Raw genomic sequence first — 12,712 nt, forward strand, 5'->3', positions numbered from 1 at the left:
ATACATTATGCATACTTTACAAACAGCCGATTACATTGTATTCTTTGTGTATTTTCTGCTCATTGCCGGTTATGGGTATTATGTATACCGCAGTAAAAAAACAACCGGTAGTAGTGCGAAAGATTTCTTCTTGGCCGAAGGTGCACTTACCTGGTGGGCTATTGGTGCTTCTTTGATTGCCTCCAATATTTCTGCAGAGCATTTCATTGGCATGTCTGGTTCTGGCTTTGCCATTGGGCTTGCCATCTCTACTTACGAATGGATGTCTGCAGCAGTTCTTATCATCGTTGCTGTTTGGATTATACCCATGTATTTGCGCAACCGCATTTACACCATGCCACAATTCTTGGCACAACGATACAGCAATAGTGTGAGTACCATCATGGCCGTTTTTTGGTTGCTGGTTTATGTTTTCGTCAACCTTACTTCTATTATTTACCTCGGCGCTTTAGCCATCTCCTCTATTTCCAGCATCAGTTTCGAATGGTGTATTGCAGGCCTGAGTGTCTTTTCCATTTTGGTTACACTTGGTGGCATGAAGGTGATTGGCTATACAGATGTTATACAGGTTTTGGTGTTGCTCATTGGTGGACTTGTAACCACGTATCTTGCATTAACGTTGCTGGCTGATAAATTTGGTTATCAGGGAAACATTCTGGAAGCACTGGGCGTTTTGCGCAAAGAGGCTCCCGAGCATTTTCACATGATACTGGATGAATCGAATCCGCATTACAAAGAGTTACCAGGGTTGTCGGTACTGATTGGCGGCATGCTCATCAATAACCTTGCCTATTGGGGCTGCAATCAATACATTGTTCAAAGAGCTTTAGGCGCCGATTTGAAGACAGCCCGCAATGGCATTCTGTTTGCAGCGTTCTTGAAGTTGTTGATTCCTGTAATTGCAGTATTGCCCGGCATTATCATGTTTGTATTGCACAAAAACGGCATGTTTCAGCAAGAAATGATGACCGATGGAATTGTGAAGCCGGATCATGCCTATCCTACATTGATGAACCTGCTGCCTGCCGGTTTGAAAGGTGTTGCTTTTGCAGCACTTACTGCTGCTATTGTGGCATCGCTTGCCGGCAAAGCCAACAGTATCTCTACTATCTATTCACTGGACATACACAAAAAATTCATACGTCCTGAGGCAACAGAAAAGCAGATTGTACAAGTAGGACGTTGGGCCGTTATTATATCTATGGTCATTGCAGCGGTAATTGCGCCAGCACTTAAATCACTCGACCAGGCATACCAGTTTATTCAGGAATATGTTGGGTTCTTTTCACCCGGTGTATTGGCCATTTTTCTGTTGGGTATGTTTTGGAAGAAAACCACCAATGCCGCTGCATTGGCAGGTGCCGTCATTACCATTCCATTATCTGCAATTCTCAAGTTTTTACCCGGCTGGACAAATGGCGCATTTCCTGATTATCCATTTCTCGACAGAATGACCATCACTTTTGTAGTAGTAACTGTTGTGATGATTGCCATGAGCCTGCTGAAACCCAAGCCTGCCGGGGATGCACACAACATTGTACTTGATAAGTCGCTGTTCAAAGTAAGTCCGGCCTTCATTATTGCCTCCATTTTAATTTGTGCCATTCTTACTGCATTGTATACCATTTTTTGGTAGGCCAATTTTTTATTAGTTGCAATAGCTAGCAAAAACATCTAAGGTTATGGAAAAAATATCCCGCCAATCATTTCTTCGAATGGGTGCGTTTACTGCATTGTTGCCCATAGTATCTCAATCACTCGGTTCTGATGTATCAGCATGGGAAACAACCACTGAAGATGAAGCATTACTCTTGCAATTGGTAAAAGCAAACGATGAACAACTGGACCAAATATTACCCATTATACAAGCTGGCAAGCAGCAATTCAGCCGTCGCATTGGCAATGATTTTTCGATGATTGCTGCCGGATACGCACATCCGCAATCCAAGTACTTTCACCAGCATGCACTCATTGATTATTTGCATCAATTGGTGCAAGTGATGATACGTTTTCAAACGGCTGATGGTACCGTAAACATTGGCAACCTAGAATCTCCTCCTGATACATCATTCCTCATAGAGTTGCTTTGCCCCGGTATCGAAATATTGAAACACGATGGTAGTGCCGATGCATTAGGAGTATGCGAAGCCATCAAACCCTTTATGCAAAAAAACGGTCATGCATTGGCTGTAGGTGGTGTGCACACCGCCAATCATCGTTGGGTGGTAAGTGTTGCGTTGGCACAATTGCATCATCTCTATCCCAATCCTCAATATGTACAACGCATAGAAGAATGGCTGTCGGAGGGCATCTTTATTGATGCTGACGGCCATTATGCAGAACGCAGCATCATTTACTCAGCAGTAGAAAATACGGCTTACATAGGAATTGCCCGCTTGCTCAATAAACCTGCGTTGCTCCAACCGGTGCGCAAAAACCTCCGCATGATGTATTACTACATGGAGCCGAGCGGGCAAATGATTACCAACGACTCCAGAAGACAAGATCGGTTTTTATACCGCGACATTTTGTTGTATTACTATCATTACCGGTATCTCGCCATTCTCGACCGTGATCCTTTTTTTGCAGCCGTAGTTCAGTTCATGGAGCAAATGCCCAATTTCAAACAAGATGTTTTAAATAAAGGCTTGCCATTCTTTATGGAGACATCATTGCTGCGTCAATCACTTCCGGCACCGGCAAAGCTCAATACCAATTATGAAAAGCTTTTTCCAACAAGTGCATTGCTGCATATACGGCGAGGCAGTACCAGTACTACATTATTTGGCGGTGTCGATTGGCCGTTGATTGTAGCCTCTGGTCGTTCGCACACTCCCAATTTTTTCAGCTATCGTAAAGGCAAGGCCGTTATGCAATACATGCGTCTGTCTTCCACTTTCTTTTCCATGGGTTATTTCTACAGCGATGGATTAGAAAAGGTTGGCAATGCCTACCGGTTACGTAAAAAATTAGACATCCCTTACTATCAACCCATGGCCGTTTCGAAAAGAAAGAAGAACGGCGATTACACCCTTTCACCCAGTATTGACGACCGTTTTTGGAATAAAATGGATTTTGCTAACCGCAAAGTGAGTAATGTAAAAACAATGGAAACGATCGTTACCATGACCGAAGTAAATGGCATGGTGAGCTTACATTTTTCCATACAAGGATTAGCCAATGTTCCAGTAACTATTGAATGTTGCTTTGGCAATGACGGAGTACTAAGCGGCACACAAGCAGCAGGCAACAACAACCATTTCTTAGAGCAAGCAGAAGCTACATTTACGAATGGTTCCGACATCATTCGCATTGGCCCCGGTATGCTTGCGCATCGCAACATCAACAACCTCGAAGGCGAACGCTACAGTACGCATTTTGGCAGTTTACGTACGGAAGGACAGCGTTTATTCATCACTGGCCTCACTCCCTTCAATCATACATTACACATCAGTTAAGGGCATAAAACACTAAGCCCCGGAACAATGTCCGGGGCTTAGGCGAAAAACGTATGCTGGAATTATTCAGCGGCTTTTTCTTCGGGCGAAGTAGCTTCTTCAGCTTTTACTTCTGGTGCAGTTTCTGCAACAGCAGCAGTTTCTTCAGCCTTCTTTTTGCTACCACCGGCACGGCGTGTACGCTTAGCAGGTTCAGCAGCTTTTGCAACTGTCTTACCGTAAACCTCGTTGAAGTCAACCAGTTCAATCAGTGCAGTTTCAGCAGCATCACCAGGACGAGTGCCCAGCTTAATGATGCGGGTGTAACCACCGGGGCGGCTCGCAATTTTGGGAGCAACCACTGTGAACAGTTCTTTAACGGCAATCTTGCTGTTCAGGGCACTGAACACCACACGGTGCTGGTGCATGATTTCAGCTTCACTGCCATTCTTCTTGGTTTTTGTAATCAATGGCTCAATAAAACCACGCAATGCTTTAGCCTTAGCCAAAGTAGTTACGATGCGTTTGTGAACGATCAATTCGGTAGCGAGGTTGCGCAACAACGCAACGCGGTGGGCTTTCTTACGACCCAGATTGTTTACTTTGTCTCCGTGACGCATAACTTGTTAAGTTTTTACAACACACCGTGTCAAGGAATGTGTTGTTTGCATCAATACCTTTCGGTAGTAATGCGGTGATTGAATTATTGAAACAATACCTGAAGCTTAGAGCTCCTCGGTATCAATTCCCATTTTAGCGAGGTCCATACCGAAAGACAGACCACGTTCGCCCAGTACCTGCTCAATTTCGCTCAGGCTCTTCTGACCGAAGTTGCGGAACTTCATCAGGTCTTCCTGCTCGTATTGTACCAGTTCGCTCAGGCTGTTGATTTTAGCAGCTTTCAGACAGTTGAAAGCACGTACGCTCAAATCCAGATCTTCCAAAGGAGTCTTCAGAATCTTGCGCAGTTGCAGTGTTGATTCGTCTACCGGATCTTCCTTCTTCTCTTCTTTGGTATCGAAGGTGATGTTTTCATCGGTGATGATCATCAGGTGCTGAATAAGAATACGGCTGGCTTGCTTCACCGCTTCTTCAGGGTGAATGGTACCATCGGTTACCACTTCCATCAACAGTTTTTCGTAGTCGGTACGCTGCTCAACGCGGGTATTTTCTACGCTGTATTTTACGTTCTTGATGGGTGTAAAAATTGAATCAACGGGGATGTAACCAAATGGAGCATCTTTCAAACGATTCTCTTCAGAAGGTACATAACCGCGGCCTTTACCAATGTGGATTTCGATATCCAGCTTGGCGCTGGCATCCATGGTGCAAATGTTCAAATCGGGGTTCATCACCTCGAAGTTTTGCAACACTTCGCCAATCATACCGGCAGTAAACTGCGTTTTATTCTTCAGGCTCAGCATGATTTTCTCCTGCTGAATTTCGCCGTCAGTTGTTTTTTTGAAACGAACCTGCTTCAGATTGAGGATGATTTCGGTTACGTCTTCGGCAATGCCTTTGATAGTAGCGAACTCATGATCAGCGCCTTCAATACGGATACCTGTGATAGCGTAACCCTCGAGAGAGCTCAGCAATACACGACGCAGAGCGTTACCTACTGTCAAACCATAACCTGGTTCGAGTGGACGGAATTCGAATTGAGCTTCAAAATCGGTTGCCTTGTGCAGAATGATTTTGTCAGGCTTTTGGAAACTTAAAATGGCCATAGTATTTGTTTACTGGTATGTAAATAATGATTGAAAACTGAAAGCATGTAACAAGTCAAACCGCCAGATGAACATCACCGGCGGTTGACAGTTTATTACTTGCTGTACAATTCTACAATCAGTTGCTCCCTGATGTTTTCAGGTACGCTTTCCCTTTCAGGATAAGCGATGAAAGTACCTTTCTGCTCGCTTTCATTCCAATCCAGCCAGCTAAACTTAGCGTTTTTGCCACGGATAACGCTGGTGAAAGCGGTATTGTGAGCGGCTTTAGGAGCCAAAGTGATGACATCACCGGGCTTCAGTTGGAATGAAGGAATGTTTACCACTTCTCCATTTACACAAACGTGTTTGTGGCTTACCAATTGGCGTGCAGCAGGACGACTAGGAGCAATACCAAGGCGGAAAACAGTGTTGTCCAAACGAGCTTCCAGCAATTTGATCAGGTTTTCACCTGTAACACCCTTACGACGAGCAGCCTCTACGAAAGTTTTGTAGAACTGACGCTCCAATACACCGTAAGTGTACTTTGCTTTCTGCTTTTCCTTCAGCTGCATAGCGTACTCACCCAATTGCTTACGCTTACGGGCGGCACCGTGCTGGCCGGGAGGATTGCTGTTTTTGCCTAAATACTTACCATTGCCCAGAATGGGCTCGCCGAAAATGCGGCTGATTTTGGTCTTTGGACCTGTGTAACGTGCCATAAACTTTTTTCATTTCGATTTTTTTTGAAACCGGTGCTACGATCGGTAAAAAATCGTAAAAAATTAATCGTGCACCCTTTGTGTAAATGAAACCTTGTTGGCTCAGTTCCTTTCGCTCCCATTGGAGTTGCAGGAATTATTTCGACCTCAAAGCCCCCTTTAGGGGGTTTGGGGGTTATACGCGACGCTTCTTAGGAGGACGGCAGCCATTGTGTGGCAGCGGAGTCACATCCTTAATAGAAGTTACTTCAATACCGCTTTGAGAAATAGAACGGATAGCACCTTCGCGGCCGCTACCTGGACCTTTCACGTAAACATCAGCACGTTTCATACCGGCGTCGAGGGCTACACGGGCAGCATCGGCAGCGGCAACCTGAGCGGCATAGGGAGTATTTTTCTTGCTACCCTTGAAACCCATTTTACCAGCACTGCTCCAGCTAATCACCTGGCCTTGCTTGTTGGTAATGCTAATGATAATGTTGTTGAATGTAGCGTTAACGTGTACGTCGCCGGCTACATCCACTTTTACCACACGCTTTTTGCGGCGGCTTTGGCGCTTAATTGTTGTTTTGCCATTTTGTTTGGAGGTAATCTTGTGAAAAAATAAATCCCGACATCGCCTTTTGGGTGACCGGGAACCGGATTTTCCTCCTCCTCAACCAATGTTGAGGGATCCAGAATGAGCCGGATTTATATAACAAAGTCGTGAACAAGTTCATCACTTGTTCACGACTCAATTATTACTTCTTAGGTGCCTTCTTCTTACCGGCAACTGTCTTACGCTTACCCTTACGAGTACGGCTGTTGGTACGGGTACGCTGGCCACGCAAAGGCAGACCTTTACGGTGACGGAGACCACGGTAACAAGCGATGTCCATCAAACGCTTGATGTTCATGCTCACTTCGCTACGCAGTGCACCTTCAACTTTCAGTTCGTCGTTGATGATGGTACGGATGGCATTCAGCTCATCGTCATTCCACTGACTTACTTTTTTGCTGAAGTCGATTTCAGCTTTTGTCAAAATGTACTGTGCAGTGCTACGACCAATACCATAGATATAGGTAAGGCCTATTTCGCCACGCTTGTTTTTGGGGAGGTCAATACCGGCAATACGAGCCATGTTATTTTCTTTTTCGTTTTTGTTCTAGAATGTTGGAACTGCTAAAGCAGCACTGTTGCATTATTATCCCTGACGCTGCTTATAGCGGGGGTTCTTTTTATTGATAATGTACAGCTTTCCTTTGCGACGTACAATTTTGCAGTCTGCGCTACGCTTTTTTACTGATGCACGAACTTTCATCGTTCTTTTAATTTACAAAGTTTCAAAACTCAGGCTGCCCGGTTTTCAGCCTTCGCAGCGCAAATGATTACTATTTATACCTGAAAATGATCCGTCCACGTGTGAGGTCGTATGGGCTCATTTCTACGCCAACTTTATCGCCGGGCAAAATGCGGATGTAGTGCATTCTCATTTTACCAGAAATCGTACTAATAACTTCGTGACCATTTTCAAGGCGAACCCTGAACATGGCATTCGACAGAGCTTCTATAATTACGCCGTCCTGTTTAATGAGTGATTGCTTCGACATATAGTTTTTGGGAGCGCAAAGATAGAAGTTTTCAACAAAAAACCGCAAAGGTTTCCCATTGATTTTCTACAAAACGGCTGCAAATGTGGGAAAATCCCCGCAAATAATTCCAAAACTGGTCGACTAATTATTGGCCGCGGCCAAAAAACAGCACAATGTGTGCCCTTGAATACATTAAAACTTACATGCCGGGCCATTTTCAGCCAGCATCATTTCACTTCCATTCCAGATTGCCATAATAATTCATGGCCGAACGATTTGTACTGATAACGGTAACGGTAGTGTATCCTTCTGCGCCTATCATCATCATGATTTTTTGCACCTCGGGTTTGTCTTTCGGTACTATTGTCACGGTCCACCCGTTTTTCTTGCCTGGCTCAGCAGAATATTCAAATTGTTTCGACTCAAACCTGATGGCTCCTTCACCACCATAGGCAGACCCGCCAAATGAAGTGCCGAAAAAGGGCAAATCACAACTAAGCATGTCTGGCTTTACTACAATACCATAAGCAGAAGTAAGATTGATATTCCTGCCCTTTTGAGTGGCAGCTGTCATGGCCTTAAAAGAATACTGCCGGGCATCAACGGCTGTTTTCACTGCAGTTTGACGGGCAACGCTGGTCATACCGTCACTAAAAGATGGGGCAGCACAACCTGCCAGCAGTACAGCCATAGATACAATCACAAGCGTATTGAAAAGGGTTCTCATAGTCAAATCTTTTCAGCACCAATTTCGTTTAAAATAAATTGACCGGCAACACAATTTCCCATTGGTGGGGCTGGGTAATGCCCGAAAATTCCGGATCGAGCAGATAGCTGTACCGCACACCCAAACTTACCGGCAGTTGGTTCCACCAGCGGGTATCGAAGTAGATTTCGGAGCCCACCGTATTAAAAGGGCGTGTAGCACCGGTGCGCAAACTTTTTACACGGGTATAATCGTAAAACACGTTGGCCCGGATGCGTTGGAAATACAGCATGTTGCCAAAACCCCAATCGGGGTAAAACAACGGAAAATGGTAATTGGCACCCAACCGGAACATCCTTGGGAAATTCACACTGTTGTAGCCTCTTGAAAACGGAAAAGCATTGGAATAGGCGTATTGCCGCATGGTATCACGGGCCTGCCAGGCGCCAGACAATACCAGACTATGATTGCTCCCTATACCGGGGAAATACAGCGTACCGCTCAGCAGCAATTGCCAGGCCTCCTGTCCATCAATCATATTGCGATAATCGGCCAATAAAGCCTGTGCAAACCGAGGGTAAATCTGTTGGCGGGCTTTTTGCACCTGCGATGTATACGTTACACGGGTGTTGAAGAATGTGTAATTCAAATCCCGCAGCAGGCCTTTGCCTATCCCCTGCCAACGAACATTGTCTGTATTTACCGTAGCGGAGGCAGTAAAGCTGCGGTACATTTTACCCTTGGTAAAATTGAGGGGCAAATACAAACCAGCATAAGCTTCTGCCTGATTGTACTGGAAAGTGGTATCAGCATTGTAAAAAGCATCGCGGCCAAAGGTTTGTTTCACACCAATCATGGGTTGCACAAACCAGCCACCATACCGGATATTAGCTCCTGCTGTATGGCTTTTTTCATTGTTGTTGTACGTATAAGATAGTTCCGTAAGCACCGTGTTCAGTACGTTATTACCCAAGAGTTTGGCCGTGTATTCTGCTTCACTAATCTCCGGCTGCCAGGTATGAAAGTTGAAAGGATGGGTCAGTTTACGATACTTCGTTCCGGCCAGTTGGGTGGTGGAAAGCTGACTCAAATTTGTATAGGTACCTGATTGTTGATTTTGGTACAGCAACTTGAAACCATCCTCAGCAATACCTTCTGTTGCGGGCATCACTGGTGTTTGCCCCAACCGGAAACCATCCGCGGTGAAATACGAAGCCATTACCCCACCACTTTTGGCAAAGCCTTGATAGACCCCAGTAGTAAAAGCCGTAAGCTGCCAACGCATGCCATTGCTGCGCTGAATGGCATACAGGGCATCTTTGCCGGCTTCGCTTTGTGTGTAGTAAATGGTATCGCCCTGCACCACAGGAAATGCCAGCAATCTTTCTGCCGGGGGCAACAACCATTGTTGTTGACGCTTGGCGGGCTGCCACAGCAACCAACCCATTTTACCAGCAGGCTCACGTACTGCCACCAGCACTTCATTGGATTGTGGCAAAAACTTTGGATGCGATAAAAACCAATTTGAAGGCACTTGCAATGAATCCAGCATGGCGCCTTCGGTATTCATGATGAGTATACGAGAGCCTTTTATTGGATCATGTTCAACGGCAACAATTTGGTCGCCGTTTGGATGAATATCGGGTGAGAAATAACGGCCTTTACCAGACACATCAAAAACCTCACCGCTGGCTACATCCAGTAAGCGAACAATGCTGTAGTCGCGGTTGCCCCAGCGGGTATCAGCCTGCAAGGCACTGTACACAATGCGGCCATTGCTGTAGCTGAAGTAATCATCGTAGCCAATGTCTTTCACCGCAATCTTTTGCTCATTGCCTTCAGCATCTATTTCTACAAATCGTGGTATATCAGCATAGCCTGCTTTAAGCATAACCGTTTTACCGTCAGCTGTTGGATAAGGATACTTGTAATCTGTTACCGCTTGCTTATTCAGCTTCGTAATCCATATGGGTGAAAGATTGATTTTATTGGCCTGTTGCTTTTGGCGAAAATCTTGCATGGCTTCCTGCACAAATGCCTGGTACGTTTTTCCCGTGTGTTTTTTTACTGCGGCCTGCATAGGATAAAACAAGGTGTTGAATGCAGCAGCATCCCGGGTAATCTTTTGCCAGACATCATCGCCGAATTGCTGCCGGCCATAGCTTACGAGCAGATAGCCGAGGTCGTAATGATTGGGATAATATTTTCGTAGCGATCCATTGCGCATTTGCATAAATGAAAAGTCGTTGCGATTTTCATTCAATGCTGTATATGCATTCAGAAACAATGGGAGGCGGCCCCTGCCCTGTCCGCTGTACACCGTTTCATTCCACACGGCATCGCCTTCAAAAAACCAATCAGGAACTGATAAACCATTGGCCAAAGCCTGCCCCTGCTGCCCAAACAAGCCACCCATAAAACGGGATAATCCAACATTGAAATTATTATACTGCTGCACATGCCGGTATTCGTGTATGGCCAGGTTATCGGTCCACGACATACTGCCTAGTTCCAACGGATTTTGTGGCGGCATCATGAAAAACTCACTTCTTCGTGGCCCCATCATTACATAGGCATTGCTGTAGTTCACATCTTTTTGCAACACAATGCTGTACCGTTTGTGTTGCTGCCCCAACGAGGCAGGGCCTTGCTGCTGCTGCAAATACAATGACACTGCTGCAACACGGCTGGCTACACTATCCATGCCCGCCGGATAAATCACTTTTACAGCATCGTTGTTTACCTGCCGCCATTTTGTCCGGGCGGGGTTGCCGCCAAAAGTTTGTGCATGTGCAACATGCTGCATGCCTGCACACATCAACAGGCCAAAACAAAAATGTAGTATTGAGGGCTTCATAAATCGTTGCTTCTTCATCAGCATGAAAATTAGGCCGAAGCAATATGCAAACCATCATTTGCAAAAAAAACGACCCGACAATTGCCGGATCGTTTTAACCAAAACCTCTATCAAACAAATCCATTCAATTAATGCGCTGCGGCAGCAAGGCCCGCCGCTTTCTTATTGCCTTTTACCATGAGTACAAATGGCACGCAGACCAAAAACAATACGCCTACAAACGTGAATACATCCATATACGATAGCACTGACGCTTGTTTCAATACGTTATAATCAAGCGCCTTGTATGCACTTTGCATGGCCACATCGGCACTCATGCCCTTGGCCATAAATGCCTGTTGATAACCTTGCACCCGTTGCATTACATCGGGGTCGGCGGTATTTAAATGCGTGACCAAATCGGCACGGTGGTGCCAGTTTTGGCGAGACATATACGTGGAAATAATAGCAATGCCGAATGAACCACCCAATTGTCGCATCATACCCGTGAATGCGGCTCCCTGACCAATTTGCTGCCCTTTTAGGGTAGACAGCGAAAGCGTTGTAATAGGAATGAACAACAGTGCCATGGCCACACCACGCATGATGAGCATCCAGAAGAAAGCATCAGCGCCGGTATCGGGGGTAAGGATTTTGTAGCCCCATAAACAGAACACCACAAACAAAGCCATGCCTATAGCGGCCAGGTACTGCTGTGGCGCCCCTTTTTGCAACAGCTTGCCAATGAACGGCATCAGGAATGCCGTGGCTAAAGTAGCGGGCACCATGAGTAAACCAGATTGCGTGGCATTCCATCCCAGCGTAGCTTGTGTATACAATGGAATGATGAATGTAGAGCCATACAAGCCAAAGCCCAGAATGAAAGATAAAATAGTACCCACACGGAGGTTGCCATTTTTAAGCACCCGTAGTTCTACAATGGGATTGCTGAAAGTTAACTGGCGCCAAATGAAGAAATACAATCCCAACACAGCCATCAATGAAGTGATGATAATGGTAACAGAGTTGAACCAATCTTCTTCCTGACCTTTCTCCAGCACAAACTGTAAAGAACCCACTGCGACTGCCAACAATCCTATACCCAGCCAATCAATTTGCCGGCCAGATTTTTTTTCGGCATACTTGGGACTGCGTACATAGCGCAATGCAAACAGTGTAGCAATTACACCTAATGGAATGTTGATGTAAAAAATGTACGGCCAGCTGAAATTATCAACGATATAACCACCCAGTGGCGGGCCAAGTGTGGGACCTACAATAACACCCAATCCATAAATGGCCTGTGCCATACCCCGTTTTTCTACAGGATAGCTTTCGGTAATGATGGTTTGAGAAGTCACCAGCAACGCACCACCACCTACGCCCTGCAAAAAGCGGAAAATGATGAGCTCCCAAATAGTGGTGCTATTGCCACACAAAAAAGAAAAAATGGTGAAGATGATGATGGAAGCGGCAAAATAATTGCGCCGGCCAAACTGCTGCGACAGCCAGCTGGTCATGGGTACAATAATCACGTTGCCGATAGCATAAGCGGTAATCACCCAACTGATTTCGTTGAGGGTGGCGCCCATGTTGCCCTTCATATCGTTGAGGGCTACGTTTACAATGGTGGTGTCTACAATTTCGAGCAGGGCACATAAAATGGCAGTGAACGTAATAATCACCCTGCGGAAACCATATTCCACCAAACTATTTTCATTGGTCATACCTGA

General features: G+C 45.6%; 12 protein-coding genes. 2 read left to right on the forward strand and 10 right to left on the reverse strand.

All coding sequences use genetic code 11. The features are described 5' to 3' along the window. The first annotated feature begins 7 nt into the window (after positions 1-7). Both GLV81_RS09870 and GLV81_RS09875 read left to right on the forward strand, forming a co-directional pair. On the forward strand, positions 8-1,636 hold the full coding sequence (locus tag GLV81_RS09870; RefSeq protein ID WP_157478713.1) for a sodium/sugar symporter: 1,629 nt from the start codon (positions 8-10) through the stop codon (positions 1,634-1,636). Positions 1,637-1,682: 46 nt separating this feature from the next. Continuing rightward, positions 1,683-3,458 (forward strand): hypothetical protein, encoded by a 1,776-nt coding sequence (locus tag GLV81_RS09875; RefSeq protein WP_157478714.1) that lies wholly within the window; start codon positions 1,683-1,685, stop codon positions 3,456-3,458. Positions 3,459-3,520: 62 nt separating this feature from the next. Here GLV81_RS09875 and rplQ read toward each other — a convergent pair whose 3' ends face one another. From rplQ to GLV81_RS09925, 10 genes are all read right to left on the reverse strand, one after another. Beyond that, positions 3,521-4,057: a 50S ribosomal protein L17 gene (rplQ, locus tag GLV81_RS09880; protein ID WP_157478715.1), complete on the reverse strand. Its 537-nt coding sequence runs from the start codon at positions 4,055-4,057 to the stop codon at positions 3,521-3,523. Between the two features lie 105 nt (positions 4,058-4,162). Beyond that, positions 4,163-5,164 (reverse strand): DNA-directed RNA polymerase subunit alpha, encoded by a 1,002-nt coding sequence (locus GLV81_RS09885; RefSeq protein WP_157478716.1) that lies wholly within the window; start codon positions 5,162-5,164, stop codon positions 4,163-4,165. A 95-nt stretch (positions 5,165-5,259) separates the two neighbouring features. Beyond that, entirely contained in the window at positions 5,260-5,865 is a 606-nt protein-coding gene (rpsD, locus tag GLV81_RS09890) for a 30S ribosomal protein S4 (protein ID WP_157478717.1), read from the reverse strand. A gap of 175 nt (positions 5,866-6,040) precedes the next feature. Next, on the reverse strand, positions 6,041-6,397 hold the full coding sequence (gene rpsK, locus GLV81_RS09895; protein WP_425499998.1) for a 30S ribosomal protein S11: 357 nt from the start codon (positions 6,395-6,397) through the stop codon (positions 6,041-6,043). Between the two features lie 208 nt (positions 6,398-6,605). Beyond that, entirely contained in the window at positions 6,606-6,986 is a 381-nt protein-coding gene (rpsM, locus tag GLV81_RS09900; RefSeq protein ID WP_157478719.1) for a 30S ribosomal protein S13, read from the reverse strand. 63 nt (positions 6,987-7,049) lie between these two features. Beyond that, positions 7,050-7,166 carry a type B 50S ribosomal protein L36 gene (gene ykgO / locus GLV81_RS09905; RefSeq protein WP_076380126.1) on the reverse strand — a complete coding sequence of 39 codons (117 nt, stop codon included), beginning with the start codon at positions 7,164-7,166 and terminating at the stop codon, positions 7,050-7,052. A 70-nt stretch (positions 7,167-7,236) separates the two neighbouring features. Further along, positions 7,237-7,455 (reverse strand): translation initiation factor IF-1, encoded by a 219-nt coding sequence (gene infA / locus GLV81_RS09910; protein ID WP_157478720.1) that lies wholly within the window; start codon positions 7,453-7,455, stop codon positions 7,237-7,239. Between the two features lie 214 nt (positions 7,456-7,669). Continuing rightward, a complete protein-coding gene (locus tag GLV81_RS09915) occupies positions 7,670-8,164 on the reverse strand; it encodes a DUF4251 domain-containing protein (protein WP_157478721.1) in 495 nt (164 codons plus the stop codon). A gap of 28 nt (positions 8,165-8,192) precedes the next feature. Then, positions 8,193-11,000, reverse strand: a complete 2,808-nt coding sequence (locus GLV81_RS09920) for a hypothetical protein (protein WP_157478722.1) — start codon at positions 10,998-11,000, stop codon at positions 8,193-8,195. A 128-nt stretch (positions 11,001-11,128) separates the two neighbouring features. After that, positions 11,129-12,706 (reverse strand): DHA2 family efflux MFS transporter permease subunit, encoded by a 1,578-nt coding sequence (locus GLV81_RS09925; protein ID WP_157478723.1) that lies wholly within the window; start codon positions 12,704-12,706, stop codon positions 11,129-11,131. Between the last annotated feature and the right edge of the window lie 6 nt (positions 12,707-12,712).

Origin of the sequence: Phnomibacter ginsenosidimutans, from assembly GCF_009740285.1 — a bacterium.
Lineage (GTDB): Bacteria > Bacteroidota > Bacteroidia > Chitinophagales > Chitinophagaceae > Phnomibacter > Phnomibacter ginsenosidimutans.